At 34.4% G+C, this 23,650-nt stretch carries 22 protein-coding genes and 1 tRNA gene; 16 read left to right on the top strand and 7 right to left on the bottom strand.

The window, feature by feature from the left end:
* Nucleotides 1-61 precede the first annotated feature (61 nt).
* Complete coding sequence (locus AC52CF_RS11325) at nt 62-1,135, bottom strand: DUF932 domain-containing protein (protein ID WP_496517027.1); 1,074 nt, start codon at nt 1,133-1,135, stop codon at nt 62-64.
* A 36-nt stretch (nt 1,136-1,171) separates the two neighbouring features.
* Nucleotides 1,172-1,573 carry a single-stranded DNA-binding protein gene (locus AC52CF_RS11320; RefSeq protein ID WP_496517026.1) on the bottom strand — a complete coding sequence of 134 codons (402 nt, stop codon included), beginning with the start codon at nt 1,571-1,573 and terminating at the stop codon, nt 1,172-1,174.
* Between the two features lie 386 nt (nt 1,574-1,959).
* On the opposite strand from AC52CF_RS11320, the gene AC52CF_RS11315 reads away from it, so the two are divergent.
* The 4 genes from AC52CF_RS11315 to AC52CF_RS11300 all read left to right on the top strand — a co-directional run bounded on the left by AC52CF_RS11315 (nt 1,960) and on the right by AC52CF_RS11300 (nt 5,383).
* A complete protein-coding gene (locus AC52CF_RS11315; protein ID WP_496517025.1) occupies nt 1,960-2,634 on the top strand; it encodes a DNA-processing protein DprA in 675 nt (224 codons plus the stop codon).
* Entirely contained in the window at nt 2,624-3,232 is a 609-nt protein-coding gene (locus AC52CF_RS11310; RefSeq protein ID WP_496517024.1) for a phosphoribosyltransferase, read from the top strand. The genes AC52CF_RS11315 and AC52CF_RS11310 overlap by 11 nt, the downstream gene beginning before the upstream one ends.
* A gap of 277 nt (nt 3,233-3,509) precedes the next feature.
* On the top strand, nt 3,510-3,722 hold the full coding sequence (locus AC52CF_RS11305; protein WP_496517023.1) for a hypothetical protein: 213 nt from the start codon (nt 3,510-3,512) through the stop codon (nt 3,720-3,722).
* Between the two features lie 98 nt (nt 3,723-3,820).
* Nucleotides 3,821-5,383: a recombinase family protein gene (locus tag AC52CF_RS11300; RefSeq protein WP_496517022.1), complete on the top strand. Its 1,563-nt coding sequence runs from the start codon at nt 3,821-3,823 to the stop codon at nt 5,381-5,383.
* Here the strand turns inward: AC52CF_RS11300 and AC52CF_RS11295 are convergent.
* Nucleotides 5,349-5,422 (bottom strand) — tRNA-Arg (locus AC52CF_RS11295). The genes AC52CF_RS11300 and AC52CF_RS11295 overlap by 35 nt on opposite strands.
* Nucleotides 5,423-5,481: 59 nt before the next feature.
* On the opposite strand from AC52CF_RS11295, the gene AC52CF_RS11290 reads away from it, so the two are divergent.
* Genes AC52CF_RS11290 through AC52CF_RS11280 form a run of 3 tightly spaced genes read left to right on the top strand, consistent with a single transcriptional unit; the run spans nt 5,482 to nt 9,257 of the window.
* Nucleotides 5,482-6,528, top strand: coding sequence for an ABC transporter substrate-binding protein (locus tag AC52CF_RS11290; RefSeq protein WP_235131003.1), 1,047 nt, complete (start codon nt 5,482-5,484; stop codon nt 6,526-6,528).
* A gap of 40 nt (nt 6,529-6,568) precedes the next feature.
* Nucleotides 6,569-7,213: a monofunctional biosynthetic peptidoglycan transglycosylase gene (gene mtgA / locus AC52CF_RS11285; protein WP_336689356.1), complete on the top strand. Its 645-nt coding sequence runs from the start codon at nt 6,569-6,571 to the stop codon at nt 7,211-7,213.
* 13 nt (nt 7,214-7,226) lie between these two features.
* Complete coding sequence (locus AC52CF_RS11280) at nt 7,227-9,257, top strand: transporter-like protein (protein ID WP_375191209.1); 2,031 nt, start codon at nt 7,227-7,229, stop codon at nt 9,255-9,257.
* Between the two features lie 4 nt (nt 9,258-9,261).
* On the opposite strand, the gene AC52CF_RS11275 is transcribed toward AC52CF_RS11280, so the two are convergent.
* From AC52CF_RS11275 to AC52CF_RS11260, 4 genes are read right to left on the bottom strand one after another with little or no spacing between them, the layout of a single operon-like run.
* Nucleotides 9,262-9,555 (bottom strand): hypothetical protein, encoded by a 294-nt coding sequence (locus AC52CF_RS11275; RefSeq protein WP_108411556.1) that lies wholly within the window; start codon nt 9,553-9,555, stop codon nt 9,262-9,264.
* Entirely contained in the window at nt 9,555-10,208 is a 654-nt protein-coding gene (locus AC52CF_RS11270; RefSeq protein ID WP_496517021.1) for a hypothetical protein, read from the bottom strand. Before AC52CF_RS11270 ends, AC52CF_RS11275 begins: the two co-directional genes overlap by 1 nt.
* 3 nt (nt 10,209-10,211) lie before the next feature.
* Nucleotides 10,212-11,291: a DNA replication/repair protein RecF gene (recF, locus tag AC52CF_RS11265; protein WP_496517020.1), complete on the bottom strand. Its 1,080-nt coding sequence runs from the start codon at nt 11,289-11,291 to the stop codon at nt 10,212-10,214.
* A 3-nt stretch (nt 11,292-11,294) separates the two neighbouring features.
* A complete protein-coding gene (locus AC52CF_RS11260; protein ID WP_496517019.1) occupies nt 11,295-12,050 on the bottom strand; it encodes a UbiA prenyltransferase family protein in 756 nt (251 codons plus the stop codon).
* A gap of 18 nt (nt 12,051-12,068) precedes the next feature.
* On the opposite strand from AC52CF_RS11260, the gene AC52CF_RS11255 reads away from it, so the two are divergent.
* The 9 genes from AC52CF_RS11255 (at nt 12,069) to AC52CF_RS11215 (ending at nt 23,569) form a co-directional block, all read left to right on the top strand.
* Complete coding sequence (locus AC52CF_RS11255) at nt 12,069-18,005, top strand: alpha-2-macroglobulin family protein (protein WP_496517018.1); 5,937 nt, start codon at nt 12,069-12,071, stop codon at nt 18,003-18,005.
* A 113-nt stretch (nt 18,006-18,118) separates the two neighbouring features.
* Nucleotides 18,119-18,688, top strand: a complete 570-nt coding sequence (locus tag AC52CF_RS11250) for a pentapeptide repeat-containing protein (protein WP_375182074.1) — start codon at nt 18,119-18,121, stop codon at nt 18,686-18,688.
* A gap of 11 nt (nt 18,689-18,699) precedes the next feature.
* Nucleotides 18,700-19,314 carry an immunity protein Tsi6 family protein gene (locus tag AC52CF_RS11245; RefSeq protein ID WP_496517017.1) on the top strand — a complete coding sequence of 205 codons (615 nt, stop codon included), beginning with the start codon at nt 18,700-18,702 and terminating at the stop codon, nt 19,312-19,314.
* Between the two features lie 45 nt (nt 19,315-19,359).
* Entirely contained in the window at nt 19,360-19,998 is a 639-nt protein-coding gene (locus AC52CF_RS11240; RefSeq protein ID WP_375182075.1) for a hypothetical protein, read from the top strand.
* Nucleotides 19,999-20,059: 61 nt separating this feature from the next.
* Nucleotides 20,060-20,290 (top strand): hypothetical protein, encoded by a 231-nt coding sequence (locus AC52CF_RS11235; protein ID WP_214589522.1) that lies wholly within the window; start codon nt 20,060-20,062, stop codon nt 20,288-20,290.
* Between the two features lie 155 nt (nt 20,291-20,445).
* Nucleotides 20,446-21,555, top strand: coding sequence for a hypothetical protein (locus tag AC52CF_RS11230; protein WP_214589523.1), 1,110 nt, complete (start codon nt 20,446-20,448; stop codon nt 21,553-21,555).
* A 111-nt stretch (nt 21,556-21,666) separates the two neighbouring features.
* Nucleotides 21,667-22,365: a hypothetical protein gene (locus AC52CF_RS11225; protein ID WP_214589524.1), complete on the top strand. Its 699-nt coding sequence runs from the start codon at nt 21,667-21,669 to the stop codon at nt 22,363-22,365.
* A gap of 192 nt (nt 22,366-22,557) precedes the next feature.
* Nucleotides 22,558-23,019: a hypothetical protein gene (locus AC52CF_RS11220; RefSeq protein WP_214589525.1), complete on the top strand. Its 462-nt coding sequence runs from the start codon at nt 22,558-22,560 to the stop codon at nt 23,017-23,019.
* Nucleotides 23,009-23,569, top strand: a complete 561-nt coding sequence (locus AC52CF_RS11215; protein ID WP_214589526.1) for an alpha-ketoglutarate-dependent dioxygenase AlkB — start codon at nt 23,009-23,011, stop codon at nt 23,567-23,569. The genes AC52CF_RS11220 and AC52CF_RS11215 overlap by 11 nt, the downstream gene beginning before the upstream one ends.
* Nucleotides 23,570-23,650: the final 81 nt, after the last annotated feature.

Here is a 23,650-nt window from a genome sequence, read left to right as displayed (position 1 = left end):
ATTAGTGCTCCTGCACGGTGGAGACTTGGATTTCCCGTGCGTAGAAAATTAATAGGGGTAATTAGTTCATCAGTAAAGAATCTGCGCCACTTTTGGCAAATATCTCACATAATTCAAATGCTTTTTGTGACTTGATTTGCGCAGTTCCGCCCATAACAATAGATTGTAGTTTGGCTTCATCATCTTTGTAGGTCTTTACATTTTGGTAAAAACCAGTAACAGCATTATAAGCACCGAATAAAGTCCCTTTGGTTGTTTCCATCTGCTGTGTATCGCTCATCATAGCGTAGGCAAAAGCATCATCAACGGTATTTTTAAAGACAGTTGACAGTTCGTCAAAATTTCCCTTTTGCAGATGATTTAAAGTTTCTTTGTTTGGGCAGAGTGCCAATTGAATTAGCTTTTTCATTTCAGCATCTCCAACAGTTATTTTTGACCAATGATTAAAAGTGTTTTCCAATTCATTACTCATTTTGCTTGCTAATCCCATAACCTTATGAGCATCATCTAAACGTTGTTTTGCTCCTGCGGTATGTCTTATGCGTACAACATTGCTCATGTTTTTTAGAGAGGCGTTTAAAGTGTTTTGGCAGACAATACGGATTGGGGTAAATGCGGCGGTAATACTTCCGCTTCCGTCGTGCGAGGTTGTTAAGAAAATATATTTTTCTGTAATATCATCACCGTTTCCAACACGGATATAATCAGGAAGTTTAGCCGTAATAAAAATTCTTTCGCCATTTCCTAAAGCTCCTGCAGTCTCGTATAAAATACCATTTCCACCGCCTACAATTGAATCAAAAAAAGAAAAGGCTTCACGGTTTTGTACAATATGATAATCTTTTCCTACTACACCTAACACGATGTTGTTATCAGTACGGATATTGGCAAAGTAATTTGGAACTTCCAATTCAGAATCAATTATTTCAATTCCGTTGTCATTTTCTAAAATTCCTGAACCTTTGGTAAATAGTGGAGATTTCTCCACATCATAGTCAAGTCCTGCAAACTTAATTGCTTCCTCACTCGTTGGGTGTTCCTGCACAATCTGTCCTAAGTTGTGCCATGCTTTTTCTTTAACAGTAAAAAATGAGTATTTCCCTGTTCTGTTGTTGAAATTTAAATTATGTGCCATGATAATGATTTTAAATGTTAATAATTGTGATTGATTTTAAAATGGTAAATCGTCGTCTTTGTCGTTTTCTGCTGATTTTGATTTTGCATTTTCTCCTTTGTTTTTAGATGTTGTACTACTACTATCCTTTTTACTGCTGCTGTGGAGTTTAATCTGTGATGTAAGGAAATTCAGTCCTGCGTGCGCTTCTCCATCTTTGCCTATCCATGCAGAAGTGTAGGCTCTGCCATTTAATTCGACTAATGCTCCCTTAGTAAGAATTTCAGCCACTTTCGGAGAAATCCAATATGAGCAGTCGAAATAGGTAGTTTGTTCGATTTTTTCGCCTTGTTTGTTGCGATAATTGTCATTGGTAGCAATTGAGAAATTAACTACTTGTTTTTCATTTGACAGGGTGCGTACTTCCGCATCTCTTGTCAGTCTTCCGATAATGTTCATAACTGTTTGTTTTAAGATTGTACATTTTGATTTGTTTTCAATCTCTTCTCCGTCCTTTCTTACAAAGCCCTGTTGGCTTCGCTGAATATTTTTCAAAAGAAAAACCGGAAAAAAGAAAGCAGATATGAAGTGTTGACAAAGAGAAAAAGCCAAAAGGAAACGGAATAATTGGAGGGTACCTTTAGGAAGGAAACCGTTTATGCCGTAGTCTTTTGGTGGGAAAAGCCTTCGGCTGACAACAATACCTTAGCTGCCTTTTTACCGGTTTGTTATGGAAAATGTTTAATAAAACAACCGTAAATTAATCTATATTATTTACTACTATTACTTTGAAAATACACTGTAAATACACTATATTTACAATGTTCATTTAAACCTTAATACTTATGCAGATCGGTTCTTTTAACGATTACTATGATAAGCTGACCACTATTGAGAAAAAAAACAGTCCCAAAGAATTATTCTATAAGGGGGACTTTTCTTTGTTGGAAAATGGTAGGAGAGTAGCAGTTGTTGGTTCTCGTAAGGTTTCAGATCTTGGTGTAAGAAGAGCTAGAAAGATTGCTAAATTATTAGTGCAAAATGATATAACTGTAGTAAGCGGTTTAGCTGAAGGTATTGATACAATAGCTCATAAAACGGCAATTGAATCCCAAGGTCATACGATTGGTGTTATAGGAACTCCTATTGATAAATATTTTCCGGCTGAGAACAAGCAATTGCAGGATTTTATTGCTGAAAATCATTTGCTGATTTCTCAGTTTCCTGAAAATTATCCAGTAACTCCGAAAAGCTTTCCGATCAGAAATAGAACCATGGCATTGATAAGTGATGCAACAATCATTGTTGAGGCCAGTGAAAAAAGCGGTACAAAACATCAGGGATGGGAAGCTCTAAGATTGGGAAGGCAGCTTCTTATTATGGAAAATGTGCTCAATCAAAAAGTTTCATGGGCAGAAGAAATGCTAAGTTATGGTGCACAGGTTTTGACCAACGACAACTTTGAATTTCTAATTGAAAGCATTCCTTTTTTAACCACAAAAAAGGAGTATGTCTTTTGAGTTTCTTACCTTTCTGGCCTATTCTCCAAGAGGTAAGTCTGAGATTGAAATCAATTCACGCACGGTTGCCGGTTCTTGCAAAAATGGAGATGTCAGCTTCAGTACAAGATTAAGCCAAAGAATAGAAGAAGCAGATTTATCAGAATATTTTGCAAACTCATCCTTAGTTCCTGTTCCAAGAAGTACTCCTCTAGTAGACGGAGCTGTTTTTCCAGCACAAGTAATTTGTGAAACACTGGTCAAAAATGGATTAGGCGAAAGTGTCGCTATTTGTGTAGATCGTGCATATGCAATTCCTAAATCAAGCGGGCAGTTTCACGCCGATACAAGAAATACAGTTCAAACTCATCAAGATAGCTTAATCATAAGACCTGTAATTATCACCGAACCAACGATTATCGTGGTTGATGATATTCTGACATTAGGTCGAACATCTATGGCTGCTGCTCTTGAGCTTCAAAAGATTTATCCGGACAAAGAGATTAAAATTTTCTGTGCTATCAGAACAAGAGGCTGGAAGAATTTAGAAAATATTATAGATGTTAGTAGAGGCCATATGAGTCTTACAGCCAATGGTGGCGTTCAGTTACCGGATTAAGCTTACAGTACATTTTATTTTAATTTGCGGGGAATTATTATCTCAAATACTGATAAACCCGCAATTGATTTGTGCAGATTAATATTCATAGGTACTATGCGGATACCCACCGTTTTAGTCACCAGTTATATTCATAACGAAAAGGTAAGAAATTTTTTAGTTAAAATTTAGCTTGCAACCAACAGCCAAAAAAGGACTTTTACGACAGTAACTTGATCAATAATATGCTACCTACTTAAATTACAATGTTTGAGAACAAATCTTCAATCACATTGTTATGAAGAAAGCTAAATCAAAAAATGCATCCCAGCAACCCGAAATTAAAAAATATATTCCAACAATACCTTTAAAAAAAATTCCTCCCGAAAAGGCGCTACAGATATTAAGGAAAGCAGGTCATGATGTAAACGAAGAACAGTCAGAAGAGATTATGGAATTTCTATACATTATAGTAAAACTTACTTTAAAAGAATTTTTTACATCTGATTGATAATTTGTACCTTAGCAGTATATCGGAAAGATGAATTTCTACTGCATCAGTTTCTTTGATGCGAATTTAAAACTAAATTTTAACGAAATACTACAACTATGGTTATTGCAGATTTGTATATAAGAGTATCTACCGATGAACAGGCTGAAAAAGGTTATTCACAAAGAGATCAGGATGAAAGATTAAGAAAATATTGTGCTAATAACAATATAGCTATCAATAGAGTGATTTTTGAAGATCATTCAGCAAAAAGTTTTAATCGCCCTGAGTGGAAAAAATACCTTCTTGAAATAAGAAAGAAAAGCCATAAAAGCAACTTAGTCCTATTTACCAAGTGGGACAGATTCAGTCGTAATACAGCAGATGCTTATCAAATGATAAGTTTACTACATAAAAATCACATTATTCCTCAATCTATTGAACAGCCATTGGATATGTCTGTTCCTGAAAACAAGCTTATGCTTGCGATTTATCTCTCCACTCCGGAGGTAGAAAATGACAGAAGGGCACTCAACACTTTTCACGGTATGCGGAGAGCCAAAAAAGAAGGTAGATTGATGGGAATTGCTCCCTATGGATATATCAATAGAAGCCATGAAGATGGCAAAAAGTATATTGCCATCAAAGAGCCGGAAGGATCTAATATAGCCTGGGCATTTAATGAGGTTGCAAAAGGACATATTCCGGCAGATCATGTCAGATTGCAGATGAATAAAAGAGAGGGTGCTTCAATGTCAAGAAGTGCATTTGCAAAAGCTATGAGAAATCCAGTTTACTGTGGTAAAATATATATTGAGGATTATAAACAGGAAGAAGCATATTACAGTGATGGAAAACATGAGCCGCTGATTAGCGAAAGACTTTTTAATCAGGTGCAGCAGATTATGGACAAAAAAAGAAAGGTAGAAGGACCAGGCGGAAGAGTATTAGGTAATGAACGTTTTCCATTACGTGGACTTTTACGTTGTCCAAGATGTGGTAAAAATCTCACAGCAAGTGGGGCTAAAGGAAAGTCTAAAACGTATTACTATTATCATTGCCATTATAAATGTGGATTTCGTTTTGATTCAGATCGATTAAATGAACTATTCGAATTGGAAATTTCGAAATTGGAATACAATCCTATCATCAAAGATTTGATGAAAGATATACTTTTAGATAACTACAAACAGTTCACTTTTGATATAGATGCAAAAAGGAAGTCCATATCAAAAGAGATTAATGAGCTTAATGAGAAAGTTGCTAATGCAAGAGATAAATATCTTGCAGATAAATTAGATGAAGAAGATTACAAAGAGGTAAAAAAAATAACAAAAGAACAGATTGAACACTTGGAACAGGAGATTCAGCATATTGTTTCAGAGAGTAAAGAACTTGATATAAAAACAAAAATAGAAAATGCTCTCGATTCAATGGAAAACCTGGCAAACCTTTATCAGCAGGGTGATTTACAGACAAAAAGAACGATAGGGTGTTTGATATTTCCTCAAAAAGTCGAATTTGACGGAAAAAGTTTTCAAACACCTAAAATGAATATTGTGGCTCAATGTATCTATCAGTATAACAACGGATTAGGAAATAAAAAAAACCGACATAAGAGAAAAAAATCTACAAATGTCGGTCTTGTGACCTCGACAGGATTCAAACCTGTAACCTTCTGAGCCGTAATCAGATGCGCTATTCAGTTGCGCCACGAGGCCGTTGTTTCCTTATCGTTTAAAGGTTTGCAAATATAGCACTTTTTTCTTTTCTTTGAAAGATGAAACCGAGAATTTTACTATTAATCGCGTTTTTCGCGCTAACCTCTTGTAAAAGAGAGACAAAAAATTCACCTTCGGAAGCTGTTTCAGTTTCAAATTTGGTGCAGTACAAAGAAGAGAATGGAGGAATACACATCAAATCCGGAAATTTCACCTATGATTTCAAGAAAAATCAGATTCCGTTTAAAAAAATTATCCTGCTGAATGCAAGTATGGCAGGCTATATTTCGGAGCTGAATGCAGAAAATCTCATTATCGGCGTATCAAATCCGGAATATATTTATTCAGAAAAAATTCAGAATTTAATTAAGCAGGGAAAAATTCAGAATTTGGGAAGTGAACAGAAATATGACGTAGAAAAAATTATTTCGCTAAAACCCGATGCTATTTTTACCAATCACATTGCAAGTTTTGACAATACCTACCAATTGCTGAAAAACAACGGCATTCAGGTTGTCTTTCTGGATGAATATCTGGAGCAGAAACCTTTGGAAAAGACAGCTTACATTAAGCTTTTCGGAAAACTTTTAGGAAAAGAAAAAGAAGCGGAAACAAAATTCGATGAAGTTGAAAAAAACTACAGTGATCTGAAAAAACTGGCGCTTACTGCAAAAGAAAAACCAATTGTTTTAGCAAACGAAATGTATGGAGATGTATGGTATCTTCCGGGAGGAAAAACTTCTGCTGCTAATTTTATTTCCGATGCCAATGCAGAATATATTCTTAAAGACAATACAGATCAGAAGGCTGTAACTATGAGTTTTGAAGAGGTTTTTGCAAAATCCGGTAAAGTACAGTATTGGATCAATGCAGGAAATCATATCTCCAAAAAAGAAATGCTTAGCATGAATCCCTTTTACAGCAAACTGAATGTTTTCAATAAAGGAAAAATCTATGTGATTACAGGAAAAGAAAAAGCACAGGCAAATGATTTCTTCGAAAGCGGTGTGGTACGTGCAGATTTGGTATTAAAAGACTATATTAAAATTTTTCATCCTGAACTTTTACCCGGATATCAGCTTACTTACATGAAAGAATTGCAATAACTCGGAGTATTTCCTTATTTTTGACTTTCTTTTTAAAATTATGTGGAAAAAAATTAAACAGATTATATTCGTCCTTCTTATTCTTAACGTAGTTTTTATTGTCTGGGGAAGATTTTTCAATCCTCCCATTACGCTTACCCAGATTGGAGGACTCTTTGAATACGGAAGATTGCAGAGAGATTATATTTCCTATGATGAAATGGGAAGTAACGTAAAAAAAGCAGTAATTGCTTCCGAAGATCAGAAATTTTTCGATCATGATGGTTTTGATTATCAGGCGATTGAAAAAGCGATGAAAAACAACGAAAAAGGGAAAAAATTAAAAGGAGGAAGTACCATTTCTCAGCAGACGGCAAAAAATATCTTTCTTTGGCAGGGCAGAAGCTGGATCAGAAAAGGACTGGAAGCAGTGTACACTTTCATCATCGAAAAAGTCTGGAATAAAGACATCATTCTGGAAAGATACCTGAATTCCATAGAAATGGGACAAGGCGTTTTCGGGATAGAAGCGGCTTCAGAATATTATTTCGGAAAATCATCCAAAGATCTTACCACCTCTGAAGCAGCATGGATTGCAGCCGTTTTACCCAATCCTAAAAAATATGATCCTAAAAATCCCTCTCCTTATCTGAGAAAGAAGCACAACTGGATCATGAGACAGATGAGGAATGTGAGTCTGAAATAGTATCTTTGCACCAATGAAACTCTTTAATTCCAGCACAAGTTTTGAGTCTGCTCTTAAAAAATATTTTTCTTTTAGGAATGAAACACTTTCGCTCGATCCGTTTGCCGAAATTTTAGAAAGCGTAAAAAAGTCAGATTTTGCAGATCTTCTCAGCTTTTTCAGAGCAAATACTGAAATTCTTGAGAATTTTAAATATTACCTTCAAAATATTTTTAAAGGAAAAGCATTCAATTTATCCCTTACAGAAGCCAATATTTTATCGGAAAATGCCTTTATTCCGGAGCTTAAAAAAAGAATTCTGAATAAAGTGCTTCCACCGGTCGTTAACGAAAATACGATCTGGTATATGATTGATAATGTAAGTCTTACTCCCAAAAAAGATCTGGGTTTCTTTCATAATCTTCCTGAAAATGAAATAGATGAACTTTTCAGATTGCTGGAAATTTCAGATTTTATCGTCAGTCCGGAAGTGAAAAAAGAAATGCTGTTCTCCATGAACATCCTTTCATGGCGCGTTACAGGTGCAGCAATGGAAGTTGAGGTGGTAAGAATGGCTCCTGAATACAGAAAATTTGATAATCCTTTCCTTGCCCTTCAGAACGAGCTTGAAGAATTAGCTGCCGATTTCGAAAAAGACAATCAGCTTCAGCTTAGTTCCAGAAACAGCCGTTATAAGCAGATTAAAATTTATATTGAACAATGTCTGGAATTTGTAAATATTGCCTTTAAAAACTCCTCAAAATATGGAATTTCGGGGAAAATCAATCAGTCGCTGCTTAAAATCCGCCAACAGGTACAAAGAATTTTTGAAATCATTCAGCTTTTGGTTATTGATGAGGAGAAAGATGTTTTATTGAATTCCAAACAGTTGGTTTTTAATATTTTAAGCTATAAATCTCACAGGAATAATATTTCTGAACTCATCAACGACAGTACAAGGCTGATTTCGCATCTGATCACGAATCACACTGCTGAAACAGGAACCCATTACATTACTTCAAGTCGGAAAGAGTACATGACGATGTTCTACAAAGCGAGTGGAGGAGGAATTATTGTAGGTGCATTGTGCGTACTGAAAATGCTGTACGGATACATTCCCGGAAGCGATTTTTCCCATGCCTTTTTGTATTCCATGAATTATGCGATGGGGTTTGTGATGATTTATCTCATGGGTTTCACTTTAGCAACAAAACAGCCAGCCATGACGGCGGCAACAATGACGAAAGTGCTTGCTGAAGAAGGAAATATCAAAAGCAGCAGTACAGAGTTTGCCCATTTGGTTTCCAAATTATTCAGAAGCCAGTTTATTGCTTTTGTCGGAAATGTTTTGCTTTCCTTTCCTGTTGCTTTGCTGATTATTTACGGACTTGATGTATTTTTCTCACAAAATTTAGCCATAGAAAGATCAGATAAATTGCTGAAAGATTTAGATCCCTTTAAATCCAAAGCCATTCTTCATGCGTGTATTGCCGGATTTTATCTTTTTATTTCAGGGATTATTTCAGGAAATATCGGAAACAACTCGGTATTTTATCAGATTCCGGAAAGAATTGCTAAAAATATTTCCATCAGCCGATTGTTCGGTAAAAATTTCGCTAAAGGATTATCCAAATATTACGCTAAAAACTGGCCCGGAATTGTATCCAACTTCTGGTTTGGTGTATTTCTTGGGGCAACAGCTCCGGTAGGATTATTCCTGGGACTGGATCTTGATATTCGCCACATTACTTTTGCGGCAGGAAATTTAGCTTTGGGATTGTACGGCAAAGATTTCACAATTGATTCTTATACCTTTTTCATTTCTCTGATAACGGTTTTCCTGATCGGGTTTTTCAATTTTCTGGTAAGTTTCAGTCTGTCTATGTTTCTGGCTTTCAGATCCAGAAAACTGAATTTCGGACAGGTAGGAGAACTGTACAAAGGAATTTTCAGGTATTTTTTAAAGCACCCGCTGAAATTTTTCCTTCCGATACGATCCGGTCTTGATAAAAGAGCAGACGAACTGATGAGTAGTACAAAAACGGCAAAATCTGAAGAAGAGTAAAATTTTACAATATCTGAAGATCATCAAACTTCTCCACACCGAATTTATCCTGAAATTTTCTCAGGAAAAAGCTTTTACGCATCTGGAAATCATGCTTCAAAAGCGGCGAGTTTATTTTTATAAAAACGCATTTGTTTTCAATATTTACACTCTGTATTTCGTTGAAAAGGCTTTCATCAAGATAATCCGAAAGAAAATCTTTAATCTCAAAAGCTAAAAGTTTATGCTCAAAACCATGAATTTTGGCAAAAGATTTTACAAGTTCTGAGGACTGGAATTCACGTTTTTTCTTCTTCATTATTTACTGATGTATTGTGTTTGCAAACCTTTGCTTTGGAAAAATTTTTCTAATTCAGGATATATAAATTCACAGGCTTTTTTCCAGTTGAAAAATTTTGAAGGATAGCTTTCTACATTTCCGCACTCAAAGCAAATTTCAATTATTTCGAATATTCTGTCGTTTTCATCATAAAAAACAATGGCATTTCTTGGGAAAAAGCATCCTGACTGAGAAAACATGGTGATAACATGTTTATTACAGGTATTAAAAATAATATGACTGAGTTTTGATATTTCTTCTAAATTCAGAGTTTTAGATTCTTCAATTTCTTTTTCAGATTGATTTTCTATAATCTCTCTAAAATCTATGGGCTTGGGAAGATGATAAAATTCGTTCAATTTTACAGAATCTTCTTTTGTTTTTGGCGGCGGTGGAGGAGGTATATATCCTGAACTCTTTTTAAAATTTAAGTTATAAGAAACAATTTTGATTTTACTTGCTTTATTAAAAGGATAGTTTTTTATTCTCTGACCGAATGAAACCGGCTGGTAATTTTTATTGATTTCACCTTCTGAAGCATAATCATCAAGTAGGTCTTTCGGATTTTTCTTCTTTTGACCAGAATGCAAACAATAGCAAAAAGCAAAGAATAAAAGCAGTATATTTTTCATGGCTTAAATCTCAAAAATGATACTTTCTTCATTAATCTTCTTCACCACACTTTCCGTACGTTCACGATGCGTATCCGTAATAAAAATCTGTCCGAAATTCTCCTGATTCACCAGTTCTATCAATTGAGAAACACGGTTGTCATCCAGCTTATCAAAAATATCATCCAGCAAAAGAATAGGCGTTTTTTTTGTTAACTCTTTTATAAGACTCATTTGCGCCAGTTTCAAAGAAATTAAGAAGGATTTCTGCTGTCCCTGAGAGCCAATTTTCTTAATTAAAACGGAATCCATTTCAAAAAGAAGATCATCCTTGTGAATTCCTTTCGAAGTGTAAGTCAGCATTCTGTCTCTTTCCAGACTTTCCTTCAGCAGATTTTCAAAGGAATTTTCAAGCAAATGAGACTCATAAAGCACAGAAACCGTTTCTTTTCCTCCGGAAATAATCCTGTAGAAATTCTGAACAATCGGATTTAATTTTTCAACAAATGTTTTTCTTTTAGTAAAAATTTTTGTCCCGAATTTAATGATCGGATCATCATAGATTTCCAGTGAATCTTTATCCCAGACTCTGTTTTTGGCAAAATATTTCAGCAAAGCATTTCTCTGCTGAATGGTTTTCTGATACTGAATTAAATCAAAAAGATACTCGGAATCCGTTTGTGAGATCATAGAATCCAGAAATTTTCTTCTGCTTTCTCCCGAATCCGAAATTAAATTTGAATCGTACGGCGAAATCATCACACTGGGTAAATAGCCGATGTGATCCGCCATTCTGTCGTAGCTCTTATCGTTTTTCTTAATGACTTTTTTCGCTTCTTTAGGCTGAAGCACTTTGATATTGTCCTCACTGTCATCATTCTGGATTTCAGCATCTATCGTGAAGAAATCTTCATCATTTTTAATATTGTTGAGATCCGTATTTCCCAAAAAACTTTTGCCTACGGAAAGATAATGAAGCGCATCCAGAATATTGGTTTTTCCCACGCCATTGTTCCCTACAAAACAGTTGATTTGCGGAGAAAATTCGAATTTTTTCTCGGTGTGGTTCTTAAAATTGTACAGGGAAAGCTTCTTGATAATCATTCGTCAAAAATACTTCATTATTCCTAAAAATAAAAAGGGAAGTGCCGAACAAGTTTCTACGCCAAAAGAAAAGTATACATCATCTCTTTCATTTTCAGAGAAATAGATGAAAATATACGTAATGATGCTTGAAAGAAAAAAAGCAAGAGCATAATTGAATTCAAGATAAAAAACAGATAGAATATTGCTGATAAAAATAAGCAGATAAGCCAGATATTTCGTATTCTGAATGCCGATCATCGTGGGAAATGTTTTCACGGTATCTACATTCATGTCCCGAATGTCGAAAGGTAAAACCAAAGCCGTAATGAAGAAAAAACTGATCAGAAAGATGGGAATACTGAATTCCGGAAGGCTAAGCCAGCAATTCATCAGTCCCCAGACCAAACCTACATAAAATACTTTCAGCAGAGGAATTTTACGGATATAGGCATCGAGAAAAAAGCTGTTGTACAATAAACCTAAAACTACGATCACAAACCATTTCATCAACCGTACTTCATTATGGTTATGAATAATTAAAAAAGCACAGATAATTCCCGCAAAAGCATTGACAATTAAAATTTTAAAGAAATGCTTTGTTTTCTGGTATTTGGTATACAGATAACCGCTGAAATACGTTATGAAAAGAAGGAAAACCGTCGGATAGCGGAACGTATTTTGCTCCAGCATGAAAAATACTGCAAAAAGAGTTCCCGTTAAGGATACGTAAAACTGACTATCTATAACGGATTTTTTCAGTACTTTTAAGAAATTCATTTATCAAAAATAACATATATGAAAAGATTTTCCAAGATTTTTATGCTTTTGCTTCTCCTGCTGAATTTTTCGGGGATTTCCGCCCAGAAATATTATGAAGAGCAATGGAAAAAAATATCAGCAAATTCCCAGAAAGGAGCGTATAAATCTAATCTTCCCATCATTTCAGAAATACAGAAACAGGCGATGAAAGATAACAATACTTTACAGCTTATCCAGTCTTTAAAGGCAGAATTCAGTATCGTAAACCAAACACAGGACGATGAAAAGAACGATACGGTAAGTCGGCTTTTCAAAAAACTGAGTGATGTAGAAAAACAACTGAAAGACGATGACAGGATATTATTTGAAGTTCTGCTGAATGGTTTTTTCCTCGATTATTACAACCAACATTCCTGGGAGATCGAACAGCGTACCAATATCAATTCTCAGGATCTCTCCCAGATCGAGACGTGGAGCAAGCTTGATTTTAACAATTATCTGAATAAAAAATATCAGGAACTTGATCTGCAAAAAGATAAAATGAGAAAAATTTCTCTTATAAAATATGAGAAGGCTTTTTCTTACAACGATTATATTTCTTATTTCCCGACTTTATGGGATTGGTATTCGACTAAAAAGATCGAATTTCTTTCTGATAATGGTCTCTTTACCAAAAATGAACTTACGGAAAATCAAATAAAGATTAACGCGATCTATGATGATCTGATAGCACAGAATTCAGGTAATTCCAAATTGTATTTCATGCATAAAAAATTGCAGGCCAACTGTAATTTCACACTGTGTAAAGATCGTCTGACTCAGCTTCAAAACCTTTTGAAAACCGAAACGGAAGGCGATTATAAAGTTCTGATCATGGAAGATATAATGGAACAGTTGCTTTCCCAAAAAAAAGAAAAAGATGCTCTTGCAGTTGCAGATCTGGCAAAAAAGCAGTATCCCAAATCTCCTTTTATTGATAATATTAAAAATAAAGAAAACCAGATCCTGAATCCGTTTCTGAATATTAAATATGAACAGCAGACCCAAAGCAATAAGCCAATTCATTTTGTGGCAGAATATAAAAATGTTTCCACCTTTTCAATTAATATTTATGAAGTAAAAGAGGATCTCACTACTTTTTTGCAGTACGCCAAAAACTCGTATTCTACTAAATTTAATAAGATTAAAAAAAATCTGGTTAGGAAAGAAGCTTATAAACTGGATGATCCGAAAGATTTTAAAAACCATAAAACTTCCTTAGAAATACAATCTCTTCCGCCGGGAATTTATCTTGCCGAATACAACGTTGCCGGAATCAGCGACAGTGAAGCCGAAGCGGAAAAAGACTTTTATTTTCTGGTTTCGGATAACAGAATTATTTATCAGTCAAAAACAGACAGAGATCAGTTATCCAATCAGTTGAAATTAGTGAACAGTGAAAACGGACAACCCGTAATTAACGAAAATCTTACGTTTTATGAATTTGTTTCCAATAATAATTTAACCAAAATAAGCGGTAAAACAGATAATAACGGTATTTTCAAGTTTCCTGCGACAAAAAACAATGATTATTACAGAACATTCCTGATCAGACAGCCAAAAACCAATGATGTGCAGATCATGGAAGTCTATGGAGAAAGGGGTTACAATAGTGATCTGAACATAGAAACAAAACAAAGCAAGGTACAGATTTTCACAGACCGGGCAATTTACAGACCGGGACAGACGGTTTATTTTAAAGTCATTAATACACAGCGTGATAAAGATATAGAATCTGTAGTTGCCGGATTAAAACAGAAAATTACATTAACCGACACCAACGGACAGGAAGTTTCTTCACAGACATTTACCACCAATGAATTCGGTTCTTATCACGGAAGTTTTGTGCTTCCGAAAGGAAAGCTGAACGGAACTTTTTATCTGAGAACAGATGGAAATGACGGGTATAAAAATTTCAGAGTGGAGGAATATAAAAGACCGAAATTTGAAGTGACGTTCGATCCTGTAAAAGATGAGTACAAATACGGAAAAACCATAGAACTGAAAGGGAAAGCCATGATGTTTTCCGGAGTTGCTTTAAGCAATACAACCGTTAATTATGAAATTAAAAAACGAAATATCCGGGGGAGATATTTTTCATGGTATCCGCAAAATGATGATGATAATGAAAACTCAGTTTTGGGAGAAGCAAAAACCAATGAAAAAGGAGAATTTATCATTAAAATTGATCCTAAAAAAGACGAAAATGTAGAAGGAATTCAGATTGATAATTATGAAATCAATGCATCCGTTACAGATATCAACGGCGAGACACAGACTGCAGATACCCAGTTGAAAGTAGCTTCCGTTTCTCACTATATTCAGGCTGAAGAAATAAAGAATGTTTTTTCTGATGAAAATGTAAAACTGAATGTTGAAACAAAAAATTACAATGAACAGCTTCTTAAAAAATCGTATCAGGTAAAATTATCAAAACTGATTTCTCCGGACAGAATTTTCAGACAGAATTTCAAATCGGAAGTTCAGGATTTACCAAAATTCTCAAAAGAAGAATTCATCAGCAGATTTCCGCATGATTTTTACGATAAAAATGATGAACCTACAAACTGGAAATCAACCGTAATTCTTGAGAAAATACAACAGCCAGCAACTAACAACCAACAACCAACAACCAATCTTGATTTAGGAAAACTGGAAGCCGGAGATTATCAGTTGGAACTGTATAATATTGAAGGAAAAGACACGATAAAAGCGTTGCAGAATTTCAGTGTTTGGGACAAAAAAACACTTAAACCCGATCAAAAAACTTTCCTGACGGTTGTACAGTCCAAAAAAGAACTGAAAAGAGGAGAAAAAGTTTTATTTACGGTTTATTCTTCGGTTCCGAACGCTCTTCTGAATATTTTTGTACAGAATGGTTCCGGAAAAACGGTTTCTGAAGTTTTGCCTTTTAAAAACGGAATGTTGGAATATACAGCAGCTATTCCAAAAGATAAAGATGTACGAATTTTGAATGTGCAGTTTCAGGTAGTTGCCTTTAATGACGTTCAGACAGAATCTGTAAATCTGGATATAGATGATACTGACAAGTCTTTAACGATTGAAACCCTTACTTTCAGAGATAAAATTCAGCCGAATTCAAAAGAAAAATGGTCTGTAAAAGTTTCAGGAAATGAGAAAGAGAAAATCAACGCAGAAGTTTTAGCGAATATGTATGATATGTCTCTAGATAAATTTGCCGTTAATCGATATGAATGGTACACTTTGTATGCATCATTTATAAGTACAGTATCATACGATATAAGAGATTATCTGCGACAAAAATATTACCAGAAAAGTATTCAATATTTCAAGGAAAATAATATAGAGGTTCCTCAATTTAATTGGTTCGATAGAAGCTTTATATATTCTTTACAAGGTGCCGTTGCAGGAATATCTGTGCAAAATAAAGTTTTTTCAGAGCCAGCTAGAGCTCCTAAATCTGAAATGTCTCCAAGAATGAAATTATCAAGTGTAAGAATGGATGATGCGGCAATTGATATTCTTAATTCAGGAAGACAACTTACAGAGCAGGAAAAGAAAGAATATTATGATGGAACCGATGGAGATGGTATACTGGATAAAGATGATAAACCTTTGGAAAATATCCCCGTGCGCCAAAACCTAAACGAAACCGCATTTTTCTACCCGGATTTGAGAACCGATTCCGAAGGCAATGTAAGCTTTGAATTCACTTCTCCGGAAGCATTGACAAAATGGAAGCTGATGTTTTTGGCGCATACGAAAGACGCAAAAGCAGGAACGCTGGAAAAAGAAGTGATAACGCAGAAAGAATTTTCGGTAACGCCAAACTACCCAAGATTTTTGAGAGAAGGAGATGAACTGAATCTTCAATCCAAACTATCGAACTTAACGAGCAAAAAATTAAACGGTTCGGCAGGTTTGCAGATTCTGGATGCGTTCACCAATGAAGATATTTCGTCTCAGTTTGGTTTAAATTCAGGAACTCAGAACTTTGATCTGAATGAAAACGGAAACTCAGCCTTGACATGGAAAATAAAAGTTCCGGATAATGTTTCCTCCATTATTTTAAAAGTGGTGGCAAAAGCAGGACAATATTCCGATGGAGAACAGAAAGCCATTGCGGTTCTACCCAACAGAATGCTCGTAACCGATGCGGTTCCTGTTTTTGTAAAAGAAGGCGAAACCAAAACATTTGAACTGGAACACCTTAAAAATGCGACTTCCACCACGATTTCCAATGTCTCCAACACACTGGAACTTACGACCAACCCAATCTGGGAGATCATGTTTGCGCTTCCGAGCCTGAAAAATGATCAGAACAATTCAGCGGATGTGATCTTTAACAAATGGTTTGCCGATGTTTTGGCATCAGAAATCTTTAAAGCCAATCCGAAGCTGAAAACCGTTTTCGAAGAATACCAGAATAAAGGATTATTGAATTCCAATCTTGAAAAAAATCAGGAACTGAAACAATTGCTTTTGGAAGAAACACCGTGGGTTCTGGAAAGTAAGAATGAAGAAGAACAGATGTCGAAGCTGGCTTTGCTGTTCGATGTCAATTCAATGAAAAACTCCATTCAGCAGGATTGGGAAGATTTAGAGAAACTCCAGAATCCGGATGGAGGATTTTCGTGGTATAAAGGTTATCCGAGTTCGTATTCCACATCATTGTACATTCTTAAAAATTTAGGAAAAATCAATGTCTGGCTGAAAGATAACGTAAAAGATTACCAAAGTTCAGAACAGAATGAAATGGTTTCCAATCTGATCAAATACGCAGATAATGAAATTGAAAAATACACTTCGACTTCGCTCAGTGCGGGAAAAGAAAATGTAATCAATAACTGGACTTTAGACTATCTCGACACCCGAAATTACTGGGAAAAACAGTATCCGTTAAAAGGAAAAGGAGCCACTTTAAAATCTTTGGTAAAACAGAAAGTAAAAACGATGAAAATTACAGATTTTACCTTCTTCGGACTGCATCGTGCCGCTTTACTGATGAATGATTATGGTTTAAAAGATGTTTCGGAAAAATTGTTAAATTACCTGAAAGAAACTTCCGTAGATTCAAAAACGCAGGGGGTGTACTGGAAACAGAATCTTGATGACTGGGGCTGGTTCAGCTCGAAAGTGGTGAATCATGCAGGAGCATTGGAAGCATTTAACAAATTAAAACCCAACGATCAGCAATTCATTGAAGACATGAAAATCTGGCTGATCACCCAAAAAGAAGTGAATTCATGGGGAAGCTCAAGAGGAACTTCGGAAGTTATTTTTACGATTTTAAATTCAGGAAAATCATGGACGACTGCGGAAAGTGATAAAGCAACGATTGTTTGGGGCGGAAAAGAGCTTCAGCCGCAAACTGAAGCGACAGGTTATGTAAAATCTACCGTGAAATCGGATGTTTTAGATAAGAATTTAGCCACCGTTACCGTCACAAAACCGGGAGCAGGAATTGTTCAGGGAGGTTTATTCTGGCAGTATTACGAAGATCTGGATAAAATTAAATCTTCCGAAAATCATATTTCGGTTACCAAAGAATTATACAAAAAAATCAAAACCGTGAATGGGGAAGAATTGCAGGAAATCACTTTTGAAACTCCATTGAAAGTAGGCGATAAAGTGACGGTACGAATGATTTTAAACACGGATCGACCGATGGAATTCATTCACATCAAAGACATGAGAGCTGCAGGATTTGAGCCTTTGGACGTCCTTTCAGGGTATCAGTGGAAAAATGGTTTGGGCTATTATCAGTCGACCAAAGATGCTTCCACTAATTTCTATATTGAACAGATGCCGAAAGGAAAATATGTTTTTGAGTATGATTACGTTGCCAATGCATCCGGAAGATTCTCGAACGGAATTACCACGATCCAGAATTATTACGCACCGCAGATGAATGCGCATACGAAAGGAAGTAATGTGATGATTTCGGAATGATTTGTTTACAAATGATAAAACGGTAAAAAAGATATTTTAAAAAATCATAAAAGATAACGCGATAATTAGAATATCTTAAGTTTTCAAAAAGAATAAAATTTCAATTTTAAGATTTGGAAAATATAAAAATTAAAATACAGCTTCATAAAAATTGGATACATGATAAAGGAGGAGAGCAGATGAACGTTGAAAATGAAGAGTTGAGCAATATGGAATTATTTGATGAAAATTTAAATTCAGCTGTGTTTTGTAATACAAAATTTATAAACGGAGTTTTCCGAAATGTAAATCTGGGCGGAAGTTCTTTCTTTAACTGTGTTTTTTCTTCGGTCAATTTTGAAAATTCGTATCTCAGAAAGTGTGAATTTCACCAGTGTAGATTCCAAAACTGTATTTTTTTAGAAAGTGAAACAACAAAAGCAGAGTTTTATGATACTTCCGTGGAGTTTTGTCTTTTTAAGAATTTAAAATTAGGCTGGAGTTATTTTGGAAATTGTATAATTTCTGGCTCAAATTTTCAGTTGGTAAAAGTGGATGGCTTAATTTTTTCTGACTGTCAGTTTCAGAATCTTGATTTTAAAGATCTGAAATTCAGCAAAGCTTATCCTGTGAAGATAAATGACTGTACAAATATTATTGCTGTAGAAGAATTAAAAAAACAAATGAAATGTACATCCGCCTGAACAGTGAAAAAATGAGACAAGTGTATAGAGATAGCCTTAATCTGGCTACACAGAAAACGGAGGAACTAATTAAGTTATTTCCTGAAATTCCAATGTATCATTCCATCTATAATCAATTACTGGATATTGATGAAAAAATAGTAAAGAATACTATTGTTTTTTCTGAAAACGAATTATACAAAAGGTATTCTTTAGGACATTTGGCGGTGAAAAATTTCGATTACGAAAATGATGAATATGCAAAATTATTAATTGATATCTTCGGAGGAGTATTTGATTATCATGTATCACCCGAAAGTTTTAGACAGCTTCTCTTTGATGGAGATGAAAGAGAAGCTGTGAACAAAGTGTTTGAAATTAATCGGCAGAAAATCAGGTTGATCGATTTTTGTGGCAATCCGTTAAAAGAACTGAAAAAAGAAATAGATCATGAAAGTTTTGATCTGATGGTGGAAGAAAACAGCTTTAAACGAATAAATATTATTATTGAAAAATATATTTCTGAAAAACGACTGGAAATATATTATCTGAAGAAAAATGATCTGATTTATTTATTTTCTTACGGCGAATATCAACCAGGAAGATATATGCTTTTTTTAGAAGACATCCGGATCTGGAACTCTTAAAATTACGGATATTTTAACTGAAATAAATTATTTAATTAATAAGAATTGGAAAACGAAATATATGATACGCTGTACTATTACAGCGAAGATGGCGAAGAAGGTTATGATCTTACAGAAGTGCAGCTGATCGGTAAAACAGACGAAAACCGTGTTGAAAAACTGAAACTTCTGCTTCATCATAAAAATGCCTACATTTCTTATCAGGCAATGCTTATTTTGGTTGCTTGGGCAATTCCGGAAGGATTCCATCAGCTTGATCGTTTCATTTCTGAAAAATGGGATGAAAAGCACAGCTTTGAACCTCACAGAATTTATAATGAAGATAATGTGTATGATGTTATCGTGGATGCATTATACATTTCGACACTCAATGGAAAAGAAGAACAGGAGTTATATCCTTATGTAAAACATTTCTTAAGCATTTACGGAGATAGGTTTTTCGAATCCTGTTTGAAAGATTTTCTGTTGAAAAAAGACTGCAAACCGCTATTGAAAGAAATTGAAGAGGCGATGAAAAGTGCTTTGAAAAATAAAAAATACTATCAGGCAAGTCAGCTTTTTCCGGTTATCGTTCATTACGATAAACACAGGTTTGAGGAATATTTTGAGGTTTTCAGTTCTTTATTAAAAGATGATAAGAGGATTGAATACAATATTGAAGAGGCTGAAAAAATCAGATCATAGATGGTTAGATCTGAATGAAGGAAATTATATTTTAATGTTTTAAGACCAATAAAAAATAATCATGAAAAACCTTTTAGAAAAAAAAGACTGGTATTATTATATTTATAAAAACGGCGACACCATTGAATTATCCGTTCCGATTTCTACTCCGGCACCGGGTTTTGATGCAATCCATACGCTGACTGATTCTGAAAAAAAGGAATATCTTACAAAAGGAATTACAGCTCTCGAAGACCGAATAAAAGATATGGAAATGAATTTTACAAAGTACGTTTTGAATTCTTGGAGGTAAAATAATAATGAGAGTAAATTTTTATTGTAATAATGTTTGAAATAAAATTGAATACAACAGAAAAATCGGAAGTGTATAAATTCTGAATATTATAGTTTTTAAAAACAATAATCTACAAGATTAAACGATCTTCCTGTTTTTATTATATTTGTTTTATGGGAAGATATTACGGGCTTAATGCAAAAACCGAAGAAGAATTCAACTCCAATCTTGAGAATTTGGTAAAGGCGATAAAAAAGCACAAACATCAATTGTCTAAAATTAAAAATTTTGATGATTTTTTCAATTTTATTAGTGCTTTTAAAAATGATGCAGATTACGAAAATCCAATCTGGATCAATGAGAAAAAAAGTGTTAATTCCGACGAAATAGATCTCCTCAGAAGCCATAATTATCCTGAAGATTATATAGAGTGGTGCCAAAAATACGGTCAGTACAGCATTGGATTGGGTATACAATTATCATCTGTATCCGATGTGCTGGATAATATTTCCGAAGAATATTACGCTCTGCAGGTTAAAAACAAATATATGTATTTCGCGACCGACGGATCAGGGAATGACTTTGCATTCGATACTGCTGATAACGGAAAACAGATACGGATCTTTTATCACGATGCAGCGATTACTTCAGAAAGTATTTCAGATATTTACAGTGAATTCTATTATTTTTATTTTAATGATGAAACTAACGAATACGAAAATCCTGAAGAACTGGATATTTCGCTAATCTTTGACGAAAAAGACGAATACATAGAAGATTCAGTTTATATAAAAAACTATTTGAAAACTGAGGAAGCCAGCAAAATTGTTGGTAACAAAGGATTTTTATCTTTCCTGATTGAAAATACCATTGAAGGACTTGATACTGTTGTTAACTACTACTGTTACGATATTGAGAATCTGGCACTCTCATATCAGGAAAGAGGCAATTTAGATCATGCTTTTTCATTATACGATACCACTATTGAAGCCAATACACAAAAAGCGCTCGCATACAATAATCGTGCTTATAAATTGCGGACTGCAGGTTTTACAGAAAAAAGTATGGATTATATCGATAAAGCATTAGATCTGGAACCTGAAGTTGGTTTATATCACGGTACAAAAGCGGAAATACTTTTCGATATGGGATCAGAAGAGCGGTTTTTCCAAAGTCTTGAGCTTGCCTTAAAATTCGGAATGGATAAAAGTCTGATTGATGATGCAATGATTGAAAAATATAAGAACGACAGCAGATTTAATAGGATCTTATCTCGTTATTGATAGTTTATTTTTTTACATTTCATAGAATTTTTAACAAATTAAGATATAATAGAATAAGATAAAAAATATTCGAGTAAAACACTTAAAAAACTGTCTCTGATCAAAATAACCATGGAAGACCAATACATTTACACCGACGAATTTGGTAATGAATCTGTTTTTCTCAGAAGAAAATATTACAAACTCGTCTGTGCAACAATTACAGATTTTTTTGAAGAGCCGTTGCCGGAAAACGGGTTTCACAGACATTTTTTAAATCTATTAAATACACTTGAAGATTATCACGACGTGTATATTATAACTACTGAAATGCCTTTCTACTGGGCAATTTGTATTATAGAGAATAACTGGACTATAAAGCATCTTTTAAAAAATAAAACAAACGAACAATATCGGGAATGGTATATTCGCTATAAAAAAGAGAACGATATTGTAAGCTTTATCATTGAAGGAATTAATGAAGAAACTTACGAATTTACAAACAACGACGGCGATAAAAGCTTATTTTTAAGAAAGAAATACTATGAGTTTATTTGCAGCCTTGTTACAGATTTTTTTAAGAAACCTCTTGAATACAATTCGTTGAATGCAGGCTTAATAAGTTCTCTTAATGCTTTATTTGCAGATGGAAAACAGAAGGATGTCGACAGGTTTATCGGACAGGAAATTTATTGGGCAATGTCCGTTATTGAAGATAAGGAATTCCAAAACCTATTAATTTTTACAAATTTAGAAGGGTATAATGAATTTCTTGCTGACTGTTACAGGGAAAATAAAATAAATTCCTTTGTTATTCAGGAGTTTAAATGAAAAAATATGCGGTAAGAATCTGTCCTGTATTTTGAAAATATATTAAATTATTGAAAATTAATAGATTGTATTTCTTTGTGATTAAAAAATTAATGAGTTTACAGGTATTTAAAAGCAAATGTTGATAAAAGTAAAACAGAAAAATCTTTGAACTTAAATTTAATACATATTGGTTAATTTCTGAAAATATTTATGATTAAAAAAATTATTGAAGTCGACAACCTCATGCAGCAAATCGCTTCAAAATACAGGCTCGAAACGTTAAATAAAGAAAGAATAGAAAATCTCTGGGAAGAAGAAACTCTGGGAATCATGAAGCAGGCAGTATTTATAAAAGACGATGCTTATTTTTATTTTTTAAGTCAGTACGGAGGCTGCAATATTTATGGAGACGGTTTTGATATTGGGATTTTTGGTTTTGACGACTGGCTGAATCCAAGTCTTTTGACCACTCCGTTACTGAATGATGCGGATATTTATTTGTTGGCAGATCAGGATCATCATGATGAGATAATTTTTTACGGATATCACGCCACACAGGAAAATGAAAATTCAATCTGGGTTTCTATTGAATTGGAGTCGGGATACAAACCGGTTTATAAAGATTTTACAGATTTTTTACAATATATTTTAACCATTGAAGATGGAGAATAAGATAATTAAAGGTCTTTATTATAAGGAATATTTTTTAAGTGCAGACGAAGAAATAGCAATTCTTTCACAGATTGAAAAAGAAGAGTGGGATAGCAGTCTGAAGCGAAGAGTTCAGCATTACGGTTATATTTACGACTACAAAAAGAAAAATATCAGTCAGGACTCAAGAAAAGGTGAACTTCCGGATTGGCTTTTTGAATTGGAAAAAAAGATTAAAGCAACTTTTAATATAGAACAGTCTTTTGATCAGGTCATCATCAACGAATACGAACCGGGACAGGGAATATCAAACCATATAGACTGTGTACCTTGCTTTGAAGACATAATAGTTTCCGTAAGCTTACTTTCTTCCTGCGTGATGCAGTTTTCAAAAGATTCGGAAAAACATGAAATAATACTGAATCCCCGAAGTATTCTTCTACTCAGCGGAGACGCAAGATACCTTTGGAAACATGGGATCAAAGCCGTAAAAAACGATCAATGGCAAAATACAGCAATCCCAAGAAAGAGAAGGATATCAATAACCTTCAGAAAGATAAAGAAGGCATAAGTAAAAATTCGTATTTTAATTTACAGTGCGTTTTTTACTGTGGTATTTCATGTTCAATAAAAACTTCCTATATTTCGAAGA

The organism is Chryseobacterium sp. 2P, from assembly GCF_059579425.1.
This window is presented reverse-complemented; position numbering and strand designations above follow the sequence as displayed.

Coding starts and splice junctions, on each gene's coding strand:
- AC52CF_RS11305 (WP_496517023.1), top strand. CDS start 3,510: ATGAAGAAAGCTAAATCAAAAAATGCATCCCAGCAACCCGAAATTAAA.
- AC52CF_RS11245 (WP_496517017.1), top strand. CDS start 18,700: ATGAGACAAGTGTATAGAGATAGCCTTAATCTGGCTACACAGAAAACG.
- AC52CF_RS11280 (WP_375191209.1), top strand. CDS start 7,227: ATGAAACTCTTTAATTCCAGCACAAGTTTTGAGTCTGCTCTTAAAAAA.
- AC52CF_RS11325 (WP_496517027.1), bottom strand. CDS start 1,135: ATGGCACATAATTTAAATTTCAACAACAGAACAGGGAAATACTCATTT.
- AC52CF_RS11320 (WP_496517026.1), bottom strand. CDS start 1,573: ATGAACATTATCGGAAGACTGACAAGAGATGCGGAAGTACGCACCCTG.
- AC52CF_RS11290 (WP_235131003.1), top strand. CDS start 5,482: ATGAAACCGAGAATTTTACTATTAATCGCGTTTTTCGCGCTAACCTCT.
- mtgA (WP_336689356.1), top strand. CDS start 6,569: ATGTGGAAAAAAATTAAACAGATTATATTCGTCCTTCTTATTCTTAAC.
- AC52CF_RS11235 (WP_214589522.1), top strand. CDS start 20,060: ATGAAAAACCTTTTAGAAAAAAAAGACTGGTATTATTATATTTATAAA.
- AC52CF_RS11300 (WP_496517022.1), top strand. CDS start 3,821: ATGGTTATTGCAGATTTGTATATAAGAGTATCTACCGATGAACAGGCT.
- AC52CF_RS11260 (WP_496517019.1), bottom strand. CDS start 12,050: ATGAATTTCTTAAAAGTACTGAAAAAATCCGTTATAGATAGTCAGTTT.
- AC52CF_RS11315 (WP_496517025.1), top strand. CDS start 1,960: ATGCAGATCGGTTCTTTTAACGATTACTATGATAAGCTGACCACTATT.
- AC52CF_RS11215 (WP_214589526.1), top strand. CDS start 23,009: ATGGAGAATAAGATAATTAAAGGTCTTTATTATAAGGAATATTTTTTA.
- AC52CF_RS11310 (WP_496517024.1), top strand. CDS start 2,624: ATGTCTTTTGAGTTTCTTACCTTTCTGGCCTATTCTCCAAGAGGTAAG.
- AC52CF_RS11255 (WP_496517018.1), top strand. CDS start 12,069: ATGAAAAGATTTTCCAAGATTTTTATGCTTTTGCTTCTCCTGCTGAAT.
- AC52CF_RS11225 (WP_214589524.1), top strand. CDS start 21,667: ATGGAAGACCAATACATTTACACCGACGAATTTGGTAATGAATCTGTT.
- AC52CF_RS11275 (WP_108411556.1), bottom strand. CDS start 9,555: ATGAAGAAGAAAAAACGTGAATTCCAGTCCTCAGAACTTGTAAAATCT.
- recF (WP_496517020.1), bottom strand. CDS start 11,291: ATGATTATCAAGAAGCTTTCCCTGTACAATTTTAAGAACCACACCGAG.
- AC52CF_RS11270 (WP_496517021.1), bottom strand. CDS start 10,208: ATGAAAAATATACTGCTTTTATTCTTTGCTTTTTGCTATTGTTTGCAT.
- AC52CF_RS11220 (WP_214589525.1), top strand. CDS start 22,558: ATGATTAAAAAAATTATTGAAGTCGACAACCTCATGCAGCAAATCGCT.
- AC52CF_RS11230 (WP_214589523.1), top strand. CDS start 20,446: ATGGGAAGATATTACGGGCTTAATGCAAAAACCGAAGAAGAATTCAAC.